The organism is Methylobacterium sp. J-030, assembly GCF_022829545.1.
GTDB lineage: Bacteria > Pseudomonadota > Alphaproteobacteria > Rhizobiales > Beijerinckiaceae > Methylobacterium.
In genome coordinates, this window is sequence record NZ_JAKSYM010000313.1 from 111286 (window position 1) to 127880 (window position 16595).

Genomic DNA, 16595 nt, shown 5'->3' on the forward strand with positions numbered 1-16595 from the left:
CCCCCTTCGAGGACCTGCGTCTGCCCCGATCACGATGCTATAACCTGAGAGATAGGCGCGCGGAACTCCGCATCCAGGCCCGTGACCGCATAATCCAGATGCGTGTCGCGTGTTCCCACGAGCCCAGTCTGGATCAGCCGTGCCCCGAAGCCGCGCCGCGCCGGAGCCACGACCGGCGGGCCACCGCGCTCCTGCCACATCAGCACGACCGTTCGCTCGGCCGCCTCCTCGATCCGCCACCCTACGCTCACCACGCCGCCTTCCACGGAGAGCGCGCCGTACTTGACAGCGTTGGTGGTCAATTCGTGCAGGAGCAGGGATAGGGACAGCGTCGCCTGCGGAGCCAGGGCAAGGCCCGGTCCCGCGATCCGGAAGCGGTCGAGGGATGTCTGCAGGGTCAGAACCTTCTCGACGACAGACCGGATCGGTGCGGCAACCCAACTGTCCTGCATGAGGACGTCGTGGGCTTGCGCCAGGGCGATCAGGCGCTCGGTGAACGCCTTGACCGGCGCCTGATCCGGGACCGTTCGGAGCGTCTGGCCGGCGATACCCTGAACCATCGCCAGCGTGTTCTTGAGCCGGTGCGACAGCTCGCCCTTGAGGAGCACTTGCTGCTGCTCCGCTTGCACCCGGGCCACCGCAACCTGGACCCGGTCGGTGACCGTCCGGACGAAAACCAGCTCCTCCGGCCTGAAGTGCCGCGCGTGAGCGTAGTGGACGAAGCCGACGCCGACGAGCCGGCCCCGTTCCATGACCGGCACGTTGATCATCGTGCGGATGCCGATAGCGAGGTACCTGTCCGCCGCGGCCCGGCTGGCCGGATCGTGCTCGATGTCCTCGACGACCACGATCTCCCCCCGCTTCAGCTCGTCGAGCTGCGTGCCGTAGTCGCGGAAGACGTGCATTCCAGCGACGGAGGCGACCGTCGGCGCGCGCCAGTCCGTGGGGATGTCGAGAGTCTCATCGACGAGGTTCACAAGGCCGTAGCCAGCCCGCGAGGCCCCGAGGACGTCCGCCACGGTCTCGGCCGCGGCCTGGACGAGGGCGGCCACGGTGTCGAGGTCGCGCAGGCGGTCGCCGAGCTTGAGCAGCGCGTCCTGGCGCAGGCCCGCATTCTTGACGTCCGTGATGTCGGTGGCCACGCCGGGATAGCGCAAGGGTCGGCCCGCGGCGTCGTGATAGCAGCGCCCCCGGGCGTAGACCCAGTAGACGATGCCGTCCGCGGCGAGCAGGCGGTACTCCTCGGCGAAGTCGCCGGCCGTTTCGAGCGCCTGCTGGATGCGCTCACCCACCCAACCGCGGTCGTCGGGATGGATGCCGTCCACGAAGGCGGCGAGCGGAGCGCCCGCGGCTGCCAGTGTCGGATCGACACCGTACATCCGGGCGAAATGCTCGCCCGCGTACAGCCGGTCGTTCGGGATGTCCCAGTCCCACCAGCCCAGCGAGCCGGACGCCTCGAAGGCAAGGGTCAGCCGCTCCTCGCTGATCCGGAGGGTCTCCTCGGCGAGGTGACGCTCCGTGACGTCGCGGACCGTGCCGAACCAGCGGACGATAGCCCCGGCGGCGTCGCGCGTCGGCTGCCACTGCCGGGTCATCCAGCGCAGCGCCCCGTCGTCGGCGCGCCGGATGCGGTACTCGATGGGCTCGGCGGCGCTGCCGTCCGCGCGCGTGGCGTCAGTCGAGAGCTTGCCCCGGTCCGCCAGCAGGATCGGGGCGGTGACGTCGGCGAGTCGGTAGGTGGGTGCCGTCGGCAGCCCGTGCAGGCGGCAGTATTCCGCCGACACCGTGATCTCGCCGGTGGCGACGTCGAGCTCGAAGGTGCCGACCTGTCCGGCCTCCTGGGAGAGCCGCGAGCGCGTGTCGCTGGCCCGGAGCGCCACCTCCGACGCGCGCCGGGCCGAGATGTCGTTGAACAGGATGGCGACGCGCCGCTCCCCCGGCTCGCCGACCCGGAAAGCTTGTACGTCGTACCAGCGATCGAGCGAGCCGGCTCCGGTCTCGAAGCGGACGGCCTCGCCGGTGAGGGCGACGTGGCCGTAGAGGTCGAACCATTGCTGCTCGGCCTCGGGCGCAAGGTCCCGCATCCATCGGCCCGCGGCCTCGCTGAGACCCGTCTGCGCCGCGAAGGCCGGATTGATCTCCAGGAAGCGATAATCGACCGCCCGAGATCCGCCGGGGACGCCTTCGAAGCGCACCTCGATGATGCAGAAACCGGCATCCATCGTCTCGAACAGCGAGCGGTAGCGCACCTCGCTCCGATGCAGATCGGCGGTGAGCTGCCGCTCGGTCGCTGCTGCGGCCTCGCTCTTGCGCAGTGCGCCACGCAGTTCCAGCTGCGCCACGACCTGCCGGGCGAGGGCGCGAAGGTCATCGGCCTGTTCGGGCGTGAGTCCCTCGGGACGGGGCACGGTATCGATGACGCACAACGAGCCGACCACGAGGCCGCTGGTCAATCGGAGTGGTGCGCCGGCGTAGAATCGGATGTGCGGGTTGCCGGTCACCAGCGGGTTGGCGGCCGTGCGCGGATCGGCGGTGAGATCCGGGATGCTGAGGAGATCGGGGGCGGAGAGCGCGTATTTGCAGACCGAGCGGTTGAGGTCGGTCTCAAAGACGGGAAAACCGATGCGGGCCTTGAACCACTGCCGCTCGGCGCTCACCAGGCTGACGAGCGCCACCGGCACGGCGCACAGCCGGGTCGCGAGGCGCACCACGTCATCGAAGCCCTGCTCGGCAGTCGTGTCGAGGACGGCGAGCGCCTCGAGTGCGGCGAGACGGTCGGGATCGTTGACGGTGGGATCGGCTGAAACGAAATGCATAGCAGGCGCTGGCAGGGCTCGGTCGCGCCCGCGATGGCTTGTTGCAGAAAGCGAGACTGGCGGCCAGTGACCGCTTCCGCGCACATCTCCGCCCCCTACGGGTGGCCGGGTCGAGCCGGAGGCGGCACGACCGTTTCCTGACGAGAGACTAGCCTGACGATGCTTCGCCTCTTTTGGATCCTCGGTACCCAAGCTCCGCTTGGTAATCTCTCACCCAACTAGTCGGCGGAGATCCTCAGGTCCGCGCCTGCGGAGATACCAGATTTCTGTGTGGGGTCGCACCAAGGACGAGGCATGGCCAGAGGCATGTGTACCGCCCGTCTGTACCTCGCGGGCGATCTTAAGTCCCTGAATTTGCTGCTTCCTTAAACGGATCAGCGCCTTAGACGGCTGATGGTGCCCAGGGGCGGAATCGAACCACCGACACTGCGATTTTCAGTCGCATGCTCTACCAACTGAGCTACCTGGGCGTCGCCCGCGGCCCTGTCGGCCTCGGACGCCGCGGGGTATAGTCAGTGCGTCGCGGCCTGTCCAGCCTTGCCGTGACACCGACGTGACGGAAACGCCGTGAAAATTCAGCGCTCCGGGTCTGGTTCGGGCGGCGGGTCGTCGGAGTCGATCGCCTCGGGGATCGCGTAGCGCTCGTTCAGCCAGCGGCCGAGATCGACGTCGGCGCAGCGCTGCGAGCAGAAGGGCCGGTATTCCGGCGTAGACGGTCGTCGGCAGACGGGACAGGCCAGTCGGCGCTCCGGCTTCATGCGAGGCCGCCCCAGCCGACCCGGACGGGAAATCCCTCGCCGTCGAGCAGGCTCATGGTCTCGTAGAGCGGCAAGCCGACCACGGAACTGTACGATCCAACGAGCTTGACCACGAAGGCGCCGGCCAGCCCCTGGATCGCGTAGCCGCCGGCCTTCCCCCGCCACTCCCCCGAGGCAACGTAACCCTGGATGTCCCGACCCGAGAGACGCTTGAACCGCACCCGTGTCTCGACGATCCGTTCGCGCCGGCCGCGCGGCGAGAGCAGGCAGACCGCCGTGTAGACGCGGTGCTGGCGACCCGACAGGAGGCGCAGACAATCCGCCGCCTCGTCCGGGACTTCGGCCTTCGGCAACACGCGCCGTCCCACGGCCACGACCGTATCGGCCGACAGGAGCCAGGTCGGTGCCGACTTGTCACCGATGTGGAGGGCCGCCTCCGCGGTCGCGAGCTTGGTGCGCGCCAAGCGGCGGGCGAGGTCGCGCGGCGGTTCGGCCTTGCGCGGCGTCTCGTCAATCTCGGCCGGCAGGAGGGCGTCAGGCTCGACACCCATCTGCTGCAGCAATGCGAGGCGGCGCGGCGAGGCCGAGGCGAGCACGAGCCGAGCCGTCGGTCGCTGCGCCGTGCCGATCGCGTCTGGTATGGCGTCCATGATGTTCCGTTCGCACGATCGGCGGAGCCCGGCCCCGGCCCGTTGCGGCACCCTGTCCCGCCAACCCGGCCCCGATCCGCCTGCCTGATAAGGGAATGGTGTTGGCTTGTGAACCGGATCGCAGACCTCGCGCCGCCGAAGGCGTCCGGTGTCCGGCGCTGCATCAAGCAGGGCCGGTGTGAACAGCGCAACCTTGCGTCGCACAGATGAATGCAAGATCTCGGATCTGCAGGTAACCGAGCGTTAACCACGATCGCAGACGATCGGCGGCATCGGGAAGGAGTTGTCGCCGATGCTGAATGCCGATCCACTGCTGCGGCGTCCGAAGCTGCTGAACAGGGCGTTGGTGGCCCGTGCGCTCGAAGGCTTCAGATCCAAGGCCGACTCGCCTGACAAGATGTGGCGGATGCTCACGGATCACTATGTGGTCGACCTCGATGCCGTGGCGGCACTGCTGCCGGCCAATGAACCGGAAACGCGCTGGCTGCCAGCGCGCGACTGAAACGGACGGTGGAGGCTGACGTCTACACAACTGGCATGAGACGTGCCTCGCCCAATCAACATCTTTGAGGAAGCACCCAGGCAACGACAACGCGGCGGCTCGCACGCCAGAGCACCCCGCGGACCTTTCGATCGCTCGAAGCTGAGGTCCGTCATGTCCGAACTGCTCTCCGTTGCCCTGGTCTGTGCCGGGACGCTCCTGGCCCAGGACTGCTCCCGCGATACCGCCCTCGACGTCATCATCGCCCCGGCGCACACGCCGATCGAGTGCCTGATGCACGCCCAGACCATGGCGGCGCAGGCCGGCTTGCCCGGGGGCGGCGACCGGTATCTCAAGATCGCCTGCGAGCACCGCCGCACCGAGACCGACGTGGCGATCCGCCGGGCGTCCTGAGGGCGCCGACCGGAGTGGACGTCACACCCCGCCGTCGACCGGCTCCCTCACCGGGGCGCGTTCACCGGCGGCATGCGTCGTCAGAGACCAGGATGATGCACCAAAGTCACGTCGGTAGTCTTCTTCGCGGCGTCGGCCTTTTGGATGGTTGCGGCCCTTGGGGGTCGCGACCATCCTGCCCGGCCAAGCTGATGCAATCCTAATTCGGCTTCCGTCTCCGATGTCGCCCCGCTAGCCCGCGTGCCGGGCAGGGCTCCGCGAGTGCCCGCCCGATGCTGTACGATGCGTTCGACTTGCAGACCGACCTCGCCGCCCAGACGCGGGCCTGGGGGCACGTGCTCAACGACGTGTGGTCACCCTGGGTCGGGCTCGGCGAGCCGATCACGTGGATGTCCGCGGGCGCCCGGATGATGATGCGCACAGGCCTGACCTTCGCGCGCCCGCCCTTCGGCATCGGCACCGTCGAGGTGGGCAACCGGAGCGTTCCGGTCGCCGAGGAGCCTGTCGTCGTCACGCCGTTCGCGACGCTCCTGCACTTCAAGAAGGACATCCACACCGAGCAGCCCAAGGTGCTGATGGTCGCGCCGATGTCCGGCCATTTCGCCACGCTGTTGCGGGCGACGGTCCGGACGATGCTGCCGGACCACGACGTCTATATCACCGACTGGCACAATGCCCGCGACGTGCCGTTGGCGGACGGGCAGTTCGGGTTCGACGATTACGTTGGTCACCTCGTCCACTTCCTGCAGACGATCGGCGAAGGCGCCCATATGGTGGCCGTCTGCCAACCTGCGGTACAGGCGCTGGTGGCCGCGGCCGCGATGGCGCAGGCCAAGGACGCGGCCGCCCCGCGCAGCATGACCCTGATGGCCGGCCCCGTCGATTGCCGGATCAATCCCACCGGCGTCAACGAACTCGCGAATTCGAAGCCGATCTCGTGGTTCGAGCAGAACCTGATCGCGACGGTCTCGACCCGCCACAAGGGCGCCGGCCGCAGGGTCTACCCGGGCTTCATGCAGGTCTCGGCCTTCATGTCGATGAACGCCAAGCGACACGTCCAGGGCCATGCCGACCTGTTCTGGCACATGGCCAACGGCGAGGACGCCAAGGCCGAGGCGATCGAGACCTTCTACGACGAGTATTTCGCCGTCCTCGACCTCGCGGCCGAGTTCTATCTCGAGACCGTCAAGACCGTGTTCCAGGATCATGCCCTGGCCCGCAACGCGGTGAGCTATCGCGGCGAGCCGATCGACCTGCGGTCGATCCGCCGGACCGCGCTGATGACCGTCGAGGGCGAGCGGGACGACATCTGCGCCGTCGGCCAGACCATGGCGGCCCACGATCTCTGTACCGGCCTCGCCCCGTATATGCGGACCCACCACCTCCAGCCGGGCGTCGGCCATTACGGCGTGTTCGCGGGGCGGCGCTGGGAGACGCAGATCTATCCGCAGGTGCGCAACTTCATCCAGGCCCACAACTAGGCCATCACACAGCGCCGATTTGACCCGCCGACCGCCGCGGCCCACCATGGTAGCCTTGATTGATCGGCGCCGGGTGCACACCCGTCGCCAGGGGTGCGAGGCGGAACGATCGGCGTGATCGGCAAGAACGGCTTCGAAGACGAGAGCGGCAGACGCGGCGCGCCGCCGGAGCGCTCATCCGCATCCACGCGGCTCGACCAGCTCGTCGCCCGGGCGCGCTTGGCGGCTCTTTGGGAGCAGGTCTGGCCGGTCGTGTGGCGCGGGTTCGCGGTCGCGCTCCTCTTCCTGATCCTGTCCTGGTCGGGTCTCTGGCTGGACCTATCCCCGCTCTGGCGCCAGCTCGGCCTTGGGATCCTGGCGATCCTGCTCATCGTCGCCCTCCTACCCCTCGCTCAGCTCAGGCGGATCGAGCGTCGTACGGCCCTGACCAGGCTGGACCGGGACGCGGCCACGCGCGATCCGGCCCTGTGCCACGGACCGGCCTCGGCCGCGCAGGACACCTTGGCGGTGGGCTCCGCCGATGCGGGCAGCCGGGCCCTCTGGGACCTGCATCAGCGCCGGGCGGCGCAGGCTGTGGCCCGTATCCGGGTCGCGCTTCCGCGGCCCGGCATGGTCCGGCGTGATCCCTATGCACTCCGTGCCGGGCTGATCGTCGCGGCAGCCGCCAGCCTGTTCGCGGCAGGGCCCGAATGGCGCGAGCGGATCGGCACAGCCTTCGATTGGCAGGAGCCGACGGTGCCCGGCCCGAACTTCCGCGTCGATGGCTGGATCGACCCGCCACTCTACACGCGTCTGCCGCCGCTGCTGATCGCCATGGATGGCAGTGACCAGCACCTGCGGGCGCCAATCAACGCGCAGTTGATCGTGCGCATCGCCGGCCAGGGCAAGGCTGCGGCCAACACAACGTTGACCGCCAATGCCGGCCTTGTTCCGGTGCCGGGCCAGGAGCCGCGCCCGGACCTGCGCGAGGAGCGCTACCGGATCGCCGGCAATGCGGAACTGACGATCGTGACCCCGGCCGGCCGGCAGCGCCTGACCGTGGACGCAATCCCCGATCGGCCGCCGGAGGTGACCGCGGTGGGCGGCCCCGAGGTGAACGGGCGCGGGACTTTCAACCTGACCTATCGTGCCAAGGACGATTACGGGATCAGCTCGGCCGAGGCCCTGATCGCGCCGGTGAAGCCCGGCCGGGCGCTCGTCCCGATCCCGCGCATCAGCCTCGCGCTCCCCAGCGACGCCTCCGGCGAGTCCGAGACCAAGACGCTGGTCGACCTGACCGACAACGCCTGGTCGGGCGCCCGCGTGCGCTACCAGATCGTCGTCAAGGACGAGGCCGGTCAGGAGGGTCGTACGCCGGAGACCGAGATCACGCTGCCGGCGCGGCCATTCCGCAATCCGCTGGCGCGTGCGCTGGCCGAGGAGCGTCGCCGCCTCGTAACCGCGCCCGATACGGATCGCCCCTGGGTGCAATCCGCGCTCGACGCGTTGCTCGTCGCCCCCGACATGTTCACGCCGCAGCCGGCGATCTTCCTCGGGCTGCGCACGGCCACCGAGCGCCTGCGCGGTGCACGGGCCGATGCCGATCTCGTCGCGGTCGCCGACCTCCTCTGGGAGATGGCGCTGAAGATCGAGGACGGTGATCTTTCGGACGCCGAGAAGCAGCTGCGTCAGGCGCAGGACCGGTTGAAGGAGGCGATCGAGCGCAATGCGCCCGACGACGAGATCAAGCGCCTCACCCAGGATCTGAAGCAGGCGCTCGACAAGTTCCTGTCCGAGATGGCGCAGAAGCAGGGCCGCGAGCCGAACAAGTCCGGAGAGCGCCAGCAGAACAATCAGCAGTCGAAGAACGTCACGCCTGAGGATCTCGACAAGATGATCCAGGACATGGCCGAGGCGATGAAGCGCGGCGACACCGCCGAGGCGCAGCGCCTGATGGATCAGCTCCGCAACATCCTGGAGAACCTCCAGACCGCCGAGCGCGGCAGCCGCTCCGATCAGGCCTCCCGCGAGATGCAGAAGCAGATGCGCGATCTCGACGCGATGGCGCGCGAGCAGCAGGGTCTGCGTGACCAGACCTTCAAGGACGAGCAGGAGCAGCGCGGCGGCCAGCGCCAGCCCAACCGGGGCCAGCAGCAGCAGGGCCAGCGCGGCCAGCAGGGGCAGAAGCAGCAGGGTCAGCAGGGCCAGGGGCAGCAAGGCCAAGGACAGCAGGGCCAAGGACAGCAGGGCCAGCAACAGCAGGGTGACGTCGGCGAACGCCAACAGGCGCTCCGGCAACGGCTCGAGGATCTGGAGCAGCGCATGAAAGAGAACGGCATGCGCGGCGAGCAAGGGCTGTCGGATGCCGAGAACGCCATGCGCGAGGCCGAGAACGCCTTGAAGCAGGGCGATTCCGGTGAGGCGGTGGACGCGCAGGGCCGTGCCCTCGATGGGCTCAAGAAGGGCGCCGAGGGCATGGCGCAGCAGATGCAGGAGATGGCCGAGGGCCAGGGCGAAGGCCAGCAGGAGGGCGGACAGCAGCCGGGGCAGCAGGGGCAGGCCGGCGCCCGCGACGACGACCCGCTCGGCCGGCCCACCCGCGGCCGCGACATGAGCGACGGGCGGGTCCGCGTGCCGACGGCCGACGAATCCGCCGTCCAGCGCGCGCGGCGCATCATGGAGGAGTTGCGCCGCAAGCTCGGCGACCCGACGCGGCCCCGCGAGGAACTCGACTATTTCGAGCGCCTGCTCCGCCGCAATTGAGCCCCTCCCCTCAACCCGCGATGCGGAACCGGCCTGCGGTTCCCGTCAGGCCCGGATCGTTGCCGCCATGTCGTCCAACACCTTCGTCCTCCTCGCCTGCCTGGCCGTCGCCGTCGTGCTGTTCTTCGGCCTCGCCAACATGATGCGCGGCGGCAGCGCCAATCTCTCGCAGAAATTGATGCGTCTCCGCGTCCTGCTGCAGTTCGTGGCCATCGTGATCATCATGGGCGTCGTCTGGTGGCGCTCGGCCTGAGCCCGTAACCGCCGGTGTGACCGACCTGCCATACCCGCGGCCTTTCGCGGGCCGGGGGGATGAATTGCGGGCCGGAGCCGAACGGCACCGTGCTACGCTCGGTAGTATCGAACTGCCAAGCCGCTCCGGTTGAGGCCTTATGACTGCCGCCTTCCGTACTTGTCTCGTAGGCCTGATCTCCCTGGCGGCGATCCTGCCCGTCTCGGCTGCGGATCTGCCGCCTCCGCCGGCCGCCTATGCCGCACCGGTCCAGCCGCTGAGCATCGTCTCGGAGCTGCGCATCGGCGGCTCGGTCCAGGATCCCGGCAGCGCCGAGGGCAAGCTCCCGGGTTTCAGCAAGGCGAACGTCAACGGCGAGATCCTGTTCGCCAAGCCGGTCATCAGCGCCGATCCGTTCTGGCAAGCCTTCGTGCCCCGGCCCACGGTCGGCGGCAGCTACAACACTGGTGGCCGGACCAGCTACGCGTATCTCGGCGCGACCTGGACGCTTGAGGTCTTTCCCGAGACCCTCAACCGCCGCGTCTTCCTCGACGGCTTCTTCGGCGGCGTCGCCCATAATGGCTATACCGGTCCCAAGGCCGAGACGCCCTACGGCTTCAACACCCTCGGATGCTCGCCGATGTTCCGCGAAGCCGCTGCGCTGGGCTTCCGTCTGACCGAGCATTGGAGCATCATGGCCACCGTCGAGCACATGTCGAATGCGGGCCTCTGCGCGAACAATCGCGGGTTGACCAATTTCGGCGGTAAGATCGGCTACACGTTCTGAGGCTGTCGGCTGCGTGGTCAAGCTCAACAAGATCTACACGCGCACTGGCGATAACGGCACGACCGCGCTGGCGGACGGCCAGCGCCGTTCCAAGGCCGACCTGCGGGTCGACACCTACGGCACCGTCGACGAGGCCAACGCCTGCATCGGTCTCGTCCGCCTGCACACCACGGGCGCGCTCGACAGGATGCTCGGCGCGATTCAGAACGATCTGTTCGATCTCGGCGCGGATCTCGCGACGCCGCCGAGCCCGGAACCGCTACCCTACGAGCCGCTGCGGATCGTCGCGAGTCAGGTGGAGCGCCTGGAGCGCGACATCGACGCGCTGAATGCGCCGATCCCGCCGCTGAAATCCTTCGTGCTGCCGGGCGGCTCGGCGGCTTCCGCGGCGCTCCACCTCGCCCGCACGGTGTGCCGCCGCGCCGAGCGTCTGGCAGTCAGTCTCGCCGCCCAGGAGAACGAGATCGTTTCGCCCGAGGCGCTCCGTTACCTGAACCGCCTGTCGGATTTCCTGTTCGTGGCGAGCCGCACCGCCAACGGCGACGGTGCCGACGACGTGCTCTGGGTGCCCGGCGCCAACCGCTGATTCGGCACGACCCTTATCGCGCGGCCTCCACCGCGCCGCGTTGACAAGGCGGAAATGTGGCCGCTACGGTCCGGCCGCCCTGCACGCCCCCGCGACAACGCCCACTGGCGCCCGCGGAATCGGCCTGCACGACGACAAGAATCCTCCGGGGAAGGATCGTGACCGCCATGAAGGTGCTGGTTCCCGTCAAGCGGGTTGTGGACTACAACGTCAAGATCCGCGTGAAGGCCGACGGCTCCGGGGTCGAACTCGCCAACGTCAAGATGTCGATGAATCCCTTCGACGAGATCGCCGTCGAGGAGGCGATCCGGCTGAAGGAGAAGGGTAAGGTCACCGAGATCGTTGCCGTCTCGATCGGGCCGCAGCAGGCGCAGGAGACGCTGCGCACCGCGCTTGCCATGGGCGCCGACCGTGCGATCCTGGTGAAGACCGACGTGACTTGCGAGCCGCTCGCGGTCGCCAAACTGTTGAAAGCGGTGGTCGAGAAGGAGAGCCCCGAGCTCGTGATCCTCGGCAAGCAGGCGATCGACGACGATTCCAACCAGACCGGCCAGATGCTCGGCGCGCTGCTCGGATGGCCGCAGGGCACCTTCGCGTACAAGATCGAGGTCGGCGACGGCAGCCTCGACGTCACCCGTGAGGTCGACGGCGGCCTGCAGACGGTTGCGCTGAAGCTCCCGGCGATCGTCACCACGGACTTGCGTCTGAACGAGCCTCGTTACGCCAGCCTACCCAACATCATGAAGGCGAAGAAGAAGCCGCTGGACGAGCTGTCGCCGGACGCGCTGGGCGTCGACGTGACGCCGAAGCTCAAGGTCCTCAAGACCGCGGAACCTCCGGGGCGCTCGTCTGGCGTGAAGGTCGGCTCCGCCGCCGAACTGGTCCAGAAGCTCAAGGTCGAGGCCGGCGTCATCTGATCTGCAGGCGAGGCTTCCCGGACCGGGCCGAGCCGCGCATCACCAACTTCGGGGATTTGGGACGATCATGACGACACTCCTCTTCGTCGAGCACGGCAACGGCCAGATCAAGGACGGCACGCTCAAGGCGCTGACGGCGGCCAAGGACATCGGCGCGCCGATCCACGCCCTCGTGCTCGGGTCTGGGTCGAAGGCCGTCGCGGACTCCGCCGCCAAGCTCGACGGCGTCGAGAAGGTTCTGATCGCCGAGGACGCCGTCTACGACCATGATCTGGCCGAGCCGGTCGGCGCCCTGATCGCTTCGATCGCCGAGCCCTACGACACCATCATCGCCTCGGCCTCGACCACGGGCAAGAACGTGCTGCCGCGCGTCGCAGCGCTGCTCGATGTGGCGCAGGTCTCCGACATCATAAAGGTCGTGGCGCCGGACACCTTCGAGCGGCCGATCTATGCCGGCAACGCGATCCAGACCGTGCAGACCCCCGCGAGCAAGCGGGTCGTCACCGTGCGCACTGCGGCCTTCAAGGCCACCGGCGAGGGCGGTTCCACGGCCGCGGTCGAGCCGGTCTCCGCCGCCGCGCCGCAAGCGGCCGGTTCGAGTTTCAAGGGCGAGGAGATCGCCAAGTCCGACCGTCCGGAACTGTCCTCGGCCCGGATCATCGTCTCGGGCGGGCGGTCGCTCGGATCCTCGGACAAGTTCCACGAGCTGATCGAGCCGCTGGCCGATACCCTCGGCGCCGCCGTGGGCGCCTCCCGCGCCGCCGTGGACGCCGGCTACGCGCCGAACGACTGGCAGGTCGGTCAGACCGGCAAGGTCGTGGCGCCCGATCTCTACGTGGCGGTCGGCATCTCCGGCGCGATCCAGCACCTCGCCGGCATGAAGGACTCGAAGGTCATCGTCGCCATCAACAAGGACGAGGATGCGCCGATCTTCCAGGTCGCGGATTACGGGCTCGTCGGCGACCTGTTTCAGGTCGTTCCGGAACTGCAATCGGAAATCAGCAAGGCGAAGGGTCAGTAACGGGCGGGACGTCTCGCCGGTCATACGGCGCGGTCATTCTCGCCCCGTGCGACAGGGCGGGTTCCTTCCGCGTCGGTGATTGGTCTAGAAGGCAGCGACGACGGAATAGCAGGCCGTCGTTTTGGCGCAGTCCGTCGAGTCCGGCGGCCGTGCATCGGCAACGGCATCAGGGGCACAGGTCGGTCAATGGAGATGGAGATCAAGCGGGTCGGCATCATCGGCGCGGGCCAGATGGGCAGCGGCATCGCGCAGGTCTGCGCAGCGGCCGGTCTCGATGTCCTGCTCAACGACCGCGATTCGGTCCGCCTCGAGAACGGGCTCGGCTTGATCGAGGGCAACTTCAACCGGCTCGTCTCCAAGGGCACCCTGTCCGAGGAGAACGTCCGCGAGGCCCGGGCGCGCATCGCTCCGGCTCGGGACTTCGACGCCCTCGGCCCCTGTGACCTCGTGATCGAAGCCGCGACCGAGAACGAGGCGACCAAGCGCGAGATCTTCTCGACGCTGTGCCAGTCCCTGCGGCCCGAGGCGCTGGTTGCGACCAACACCTCGTCGATCTCGATCACCCGGCTCGCCGCCGCGACGGACCGGCCGGAGAAATTCATCGGGATCCACTTCATGAACCCGGTGCCGGTGATGCAGCTCGTCGAGCTGATCCGTGGCATCGCCACCGAGGATACGACCTACGAGGCGGCCAAGGCATTCATCGCCAAGCTGGGTAAGACTTCGACGATGTCGGAGGATTTCCCGGCCTTCATCGTCAACCGAATCCTGCTGCCGATGATCAATGAGGCGATCTATACGCTCTACGAGGGCGTCGGATCGGTGGAGTCGATCGACACCGCCATGAAGCTTGGTGCGAACCATCCGATGGGTCCGCTTCAGCTCGCCGATTTCATCGGCCTCGATACGTGCCTCTCGGTAATGCAGGTTCTGTATGAGGGACTGGCGGATTCGAAATACCGCCCCTGCCCGCTGCTCGTAAAGTATGTCGAGGCCGGATGGCTCGGCCGGAAGGCGAAGCGCGGCTTCTACGACTATCGCGGGCCGACGCCGGTTCCCACCCGTTGATCGGATAGGAAACAGGGCGGCGCGCGTGCGACCGCCCCATTCATCGGCTACTTCGCAGAGCCGTTCGCCCCCGGCTGAGCCGGCTGCGGATAGGATGGGTTGCCGCCCGGCACGCCGGTGCTGTTCGACGGCGACGCGGAACCGGACTGGCCGTTGACCGAGCCCGTCACCTCGCGCCGTGACGCGTCCTGGCTCTGGCTGGCATAGTCCTTCGGCGCATTCGCACCGTTCCAGGTCAGCAGGCCGACGGTGGCGATCGCCAGCAGCACGAGGCTCGCGACCAGCACCCAGAGCACGGACTTGCCGCGCTCGCCCTGCCGGCTTTCCTGCGGGTTCAATCTCTCGGCCATCTGCACACATCCTCGTCTGCCGGACGCAACACGCGGAGGTGCGGTCTGCGACACGATCCCGTTACCGGCCGCCAACGCGGGGCCGGTGAAGCGGGTTCCTGCCGGCGGGGCGGTCAACGGCCGGTGGTCAGCAGGATCTTGCCGAGATGGGCGCTCGATTCCATCAGCGCATGCGCCTCCTGGGCCTTCTCCAGCGGGAAGGTGGCGTGTGTGACGGTTCGGATCCGCCCGGCATCGAGTTCTGGCCAGACGTCCCGGCGCAAGCCCTCGGCGATCGCGGCCTTGTCGGCCTTCGGCCGGGGGCGCAGCGTAGACCCGGTGAACGTCAGGCGGTTGCGCATGATCGGCGTGATGTTCAGCCCGTCGACCTTGTAGCCGCCCATGAGCGCGATCATCACCAGCCGCCCGTCCGGCGCAAGGGACTTGAGATTCCGGGCGAGATAGCTTGCGCCGATCATGTCGAGGATGACGTCGACGCCGTTTCCGTCCGTGAGGCGCTTCACTTCCTCAGCGAAATCCGCCTGCTTGTAGTCGATCGCGGCGTCGGCCCCGAGCTCCTCGCAGAAGCGGCACTTCTCGGCCGAGCCGGCGGTGGCGAACACCGTGGCTCCGACATGCTTGGCGATCTGGATCGCGGTGGCGCCGATGCCGCTCGACCCGCCATGGACGAGGAAACGCTCTCCGGCTGCGAGCCGGCCGCGCTGGACCACGTTCGAGTAGACGGTGAAGAACGTCTCCGGCAGGCCACCGGCATCCACCAGTGACACGGCCTGCGGACGCGGCAGGCAATGGCCGGCCTCGGCGACGGCGAACTCGGCATAGCCGCCGCTGATCACGAGGGCGCAGACCTCGTCGCCCACAGAGAGCCCGTCGACGCCTTCGCCGAGCGTCGCGATCCGGCCGGAGACCTCGAGGCCCGGGACCTCGGTCGCGCCGGGCGGCGGCGGATAGAGACCCGCGCGCTGCATCATGTCCGGCCGGTTCACGCCAGCGGCGACCACCTCGATCAGGACCTGGCCCGGTCCCGGGCGCGGCAGCGGCACGGTCTCGACAGCGATCACCTCCGGGCCACCCGGACCCGTGAAGCGGATCTGCCGCATGGTCTCGGGCAGGGCTGTGCTGGCCATCAGGGCGTCCTCAACGCATGCGTGTCCGGTCCGCGGCTCGACGCGGACCGCCTTGATTGCGGCAACGGCGGCGCTTGGCAAGCGCGGGGTTCGGAGGGCGCAGGCCTATCGCGCCGCGGCCTTCACGGCGGCGGGGAGAACGATCTGCCCCTGCGCGAGGCTCTTCGGCCAAATCGCCACCTGCTTGCCGTCCTGCCACTGCGCCATCAGCCCGGTCACGAACCCCTGCCCGTACTTGATCGAGTGGGTGAAGGGGTCGTCCTTGCCGTAGAACACCGTGCGTCCGACCGTTCCCTCCCAGTCGGTCTTCTCCAGGGCATCGACCAGCTTGTCGGCCTCCGTGGAGCCGGCGCGCTTCACGGCCTCGGCGGCGTAGTAGACCTGATCGTAGGCCATGTAGCCCGCGTAGGACGGGTCGCTGTTGAACCGCTTCTTGAAGGCGTCGCTGAAGGCGAGGGACTTCCCGGTGATCGCGGCCCCCGGCACCGCGATGCTCTGGAAGATGACGCCCTGCGTCGCGCCGTTGGTGTTCGACCAGAAGGTCGAGGAGGTCGCCTGCGAGTTCATGCCGGTCATGGCCAGCGGCACCTGCTGGTTCTGCCATTGCACGGTCGGCTGCACGCCGACATGCGAGATGCCGGTCACGATGAGATCCGGCTTGGCCGCCTCGATCTTGTTGTAGATCGGCGTGAAGTCGCCCGTATCCGGCGAGAAGCGGATGTGGTCGACCACCTTCACGCCGATCTCGGGCAGGCACTTCTCGTAGCCGACGTCGAGGGGCCGGGTCCAGGCCGCGTCCTCGCTCATGATCGCGGCGGTCTTCACCTTCATCAGGTCGATCAGCAAGTCCTTGGTCGAGTCGCAGATCGACTGGGCCAGGGCCGCTGACGTCAGGTAGCCGTGGAAGGTATATTTGTTGCGCGCGTAGTCCTTATGAACCGCCAGGCTGATCTCGTTGGAGGCCGCGCCGGGGGTGATCAGCGGGGTCTTGAGCCGGGCCGCCCAGGGCATCAGCGCCAGCACCACCTCGGAGATGTAGCTGGCGATGACGAGGTTGACCTTGTCCTCGGACACCGCCCGCTGGAACGCCCGGACCGCGTCGGAGGCGGAACTCTTGTCATCGTAGGTGACGACCTGGATCTGCCGGCCGTCGACCCCGCCCTTG

The 16595-nt window shown here is 68.2% G+C and carries 16 protein-coding genes and 1 tRNA gene; 10 read left to right on the forward strand and 7 right to left on the reverse strand.

Annotation, left to right across the window (positions count from 1 at the left end; all coding sequences use genetic code 11):
• Nucleotides 1–29 precede the first annotated feature (29 nt).
• The 4 genes from MKK75_RS23725 to MKK75_RS23740 all read right to left on the reverse strand — a co-directional run bounded on the left by MKK75_RS23725 (nucleotide 30) and on the right by MKK75_RS23740 (nucleotide 4224).
• Nucleotides 30–2816 (reverse strand): GAF domain-containing protein, encoded by a 2787-nt coding sequence (locus MKK75_RS23725; protein WP_244044968.1) that lies wholly within the window; start codon nucleotides 2814–2816, stop codon nucleotides 30–32.
• A 394-nt stretch (nucleotides 2817–3210) separates the two neighbouring features.
• Nucleotides 3211–3286 (reverse strand) — tRNA-Phe (locus MKK75_RS23730).
• A 105-nt stretch (nucleotides 3287–3391) separates the two neighbouring features.
• Nucleotides 3392–3574, reverse strand: coding sequence for a DNA gyrase inhibitor YacG (locus tag MKK75_RS23735; RefSeq protein ID WP_244044969.1), 183 nt, complete (start codon nucleotides 3572–3574; stop codon nucleotides 3392–3394).
• Complete coding sequence (locus MKK75_RS23740) at nucleotides 3571–4224, reverse strand: Maf-like protein (RefSeq protein WP_244044970.1); 654 nt, start codon at nucleotides 4222–4224, stop codon at nucleotides 3571–3573. The genes MKK75_RS23735 and MKK75_RS23740 overlap by 4 nt, the downstream gene beginning before the upstream one ends.
• 292 nt (nucleotides 4225–4516) lie before the next feature.
• On the opposite strand from MKK75_RS23740, the gene MKK75_RS23745 reads away from it, so the two are divergent.
• The 10 genes from MKK75_RS23745 to MKK75_RS23790 all read left to right on the forward strand — a co-directional run bounded on the left by MKK75_RS23745 (nucleotide 4517) and on the right by MKK75_RS23790 (nucleotide 13953).
• Complete coding sequence (locus MKK75_RS23745; protein ID WP_244044971.1) at nucleotides 4517–4726, forward strand: hypothetical protein; 210 nt, start codon at nucleotides 4517–4519, stop codon at nucleotides 4724–4726.
• A 153-nt stretch (nucleotides 4727–4879) separates the two neighbouring features.
• Nucleotides 4880–5119 carry a hypothetical protein gene (locus MKK75_RS23750; protein WP_244044972.1) on the forward strand — a complete coding sequence of 80 codons (240 nt, stop codon included), beginning with the start codon at nucleotides 4880–4882 and terminating at the stop codon, nucleotides 5117–5119.
• Nucleotides 5120–5391: 272 nt separating this feature from the next.
• Nucleotides 5392–6600 carry a polyhydroxyalkanoate depolymerase gene (locus MKK75_RS23755; protein ID WP_244044973.1) on the forward strand — a complete coding sequence of 403 codons (1209 nt, stop codon included), beginning with the start codon at nucleotides 5392–5394 and terminating at the stop codon, nucleotides 6598–6600.
• 114 nt (nucleotides 6601–6714) lie between these two features.
• Complete coding sequence (locus MKK75_RS23760) at nucleotides 6715–9342, forward strand: TIGR02302 family protein (protein WP_244044974.1); 2628 nt, start codon at nucleotides 6715–6717, stop codon at nucleotides 9340–9342.
• 67 nt (nucleotides 9343–9409) lie between these two features.
• Nucleotides 9410–9595, forward strand: a complete 186-nt coding sequence (locus MKK75_RS23765) for a twin transmembrane helix small protein (RefSeq protein WP_244044975.1) — start codon at nucleotides 9410–9412, stop codon at nucleotides 9593–9595.
• 139 nt (nucleotides 9596–9734) lie between these two features.
• Nucleotides 9735–10361 (forward strand): acyloxyacyl hydrolase, encoded by a 627-nt coding sequence (locus tag MKK75_RS23770; protein ID WP_244044976.1) that lies wholly within the window; start codon nucleotides 9735–9737, stop codon nucleotides 10359–10361.
• Between the two features lie 13 nt (nucleotides 10362–10374).
• On the forward strand, nucleotides 10375–10947 hold the full coding sequence (locus tag MKK75_RS23775) for a cob(I)yrinic acid a,c-diamide adenosyltransferase (protein WP_244044977.1): 573 nt from the start codon (nucleotides 10375–10377) through the stop codon (nucleotides 10945–10947).
• 167 nt (nucleotides 10948–11114) lie between these two features.
• Complete coding sequence (locus MKK75_RS23780; RefSeq protein WP_244044986.1) at nucleotides 11115–11864, forward strand: electron transfer flavoprotein subunit beta/FixA family protein; 750 nt, start codon at nucleotides 11115–11117, stop codon at nucleotides 11862–11864.
• Between the two features lie 67 nt (nucleotides 11865–11931).
• Nucleotides 11932–12885, forward strand: a complete 954-nt coding sequence (locus tag MKK75_RS23785) for an electron transfer flavoprotein subunit alpha/FixB family protein (protein ID WP_244044978.1) — start codon at nucleotides 11932–11934, stop codon at nucleotides 12883–12885.
• Nucleotides 12886–13071: 186 nt separating this feature from the next.
• Nucleotides 13072–13953, forward strand: coding sequence for a 3-hydroxybutyryl-CoA dehydrogenase (locus tag MKK75_RS23790; protein WP_244044979.1), 882 nt, complete (start codon nucleotides 13072–13074; stop codon nucleotides 13951–13953).
• 47 nt (nucleotides 13954–14000) lie between these two features.
• Here the strand turns inward: MKK75_RS23790 and MKK75_RS23795 are convergent, their stop codons facing one another.
• From MKK75_RS23795 to MKK75_RS23805, 3 genes are all read right to left on the reverse strand, one after another.
• Nucleotides 14001–14303 carry a hypothetical protein gene (locus MKK75_RS23795; protein WP_244044980.1) on the reverse strand — a complete coding sequence of 101 codons (303 nt, stop codon included), beginning with the start codon at nucleotides 14301–14303 and terminating at the stop codon, nucleotides 14001–14003.
• Between the two features lie 113 nt (nucleotides 14304–14416).
• On the reverse strand, nucleotides 14417–15430 hold the full coding sequence (locus MKK75_RS23800; protein ID WP_244044981.1) for an NAD(P)H-quinone oxidoreductase: 1014 nt from the start codon (nucleotides 15428–15430) through the stop codon (nucleotides 14417–14419).
• 105 nt (nucleotides 15431–15535) lie between these two features.
• A partial coding sequence (locus tag MKK75_RS23805; RefSeq protein WP_244044982.1) for an ABC transporter substrate-binding protein occupies nucleotides 15536–16595 on the reverse strand: 1060 nt, incomplete at its 5' end.

Bases quoted from the DNA above. Each gene is read 5' to 3' on its own strand.
- MKK75_RS23770 (WP_244044976.1), top strand. From the start codon at position 9,735: ATGACTGCCGCCTTCCGTACTTGTCTCGTAGGCCTGATCTCCCTGGCG.
- MKK75_RS23765 (WP_244044975.1), top strand. From the start codon at position 9,410: ATGTCGTCCAACACCTTCGTCCTCCTCGCCTGCCTGGCCGTCGCCGTC.
- MKK75_RS23740 (WP_244044970.1), bottom strand. From the start codon at position 4,224: ATGGACGCCATACCAGACGCGATCGGCACGGCGCAGCGACCGACGGCT.
- MKK75_RS23750 (WP_244044972.1), top strand. From the start codon at position 4,880: ATGTCCGAACTGCTCTCCGTTGCCCTGGTCTGTGCCGGGACGCTCCTG.
- MKK75_RS23780 (WP_244044986.1), top strand. From the start codon at position 11,115: ATGAAGGTGCTGGTTCCCGTCAAGCGGGTTGTGGACTACAACGTCAAG.
- MKK75_RS23735 (WP_244044969.1), bottom strand. From the start codon at position 3,574: ATGAAGCCGGAGCGCCGACTGGCCTGTCCCGTCTGCCGACGACCGTCT.
- MKK75_RS23790 (WP_244044979.1), top strand. From the start codon at position 13,072: ATGGAGATGGAGATCAAGCGGGTCGGCATCATCGGCGCGGGCCAGATG.
- MKK75_RS23795 (WP_244044980.1), bottom strand. From the start codon at position 14,303: ATGGCCGAGAGATTGAACCCGCAGGAAAGCCGGCAGGGCGAGCGCGGC.
- MKK75_RS23725 (WP_244044968.1), bottom strand. From the start codon at position 2,816: ATGCATTTCGTTTCAGCCGATCCCACCGTCAACGATCCCGACCGTCTC.
- MKK75_RS23745 (WP_244044971.1), top strand. From the start codon at position 4,517: ATGCTGAATGCCGATCCACTGCTGCGGCGTCCGAAGCTGCTGAACAGG.
- MKK75_RS23785 (WP_244044978.1), top strand. From the start codon at position 11,932: ATGACGACACTCCTCTTCGTCGAGCACGGCAACGGCCAGATCAAGGAC.
- MKK75_RS23800 (WP_244044981.1), bottom strand. From the start codon at position 15,430: ATGGCCAGCACAGCCCTGCCCGAGACCATGCGGCAGATCCGCTTCACG.
- MKK75_RS23755 (WP_244044973.1), top strand. From the start codon at position 5,392: ATGCTGTACGATGCGTTCGACTTGCAGACCGACCTCGCCGCCCAGACG.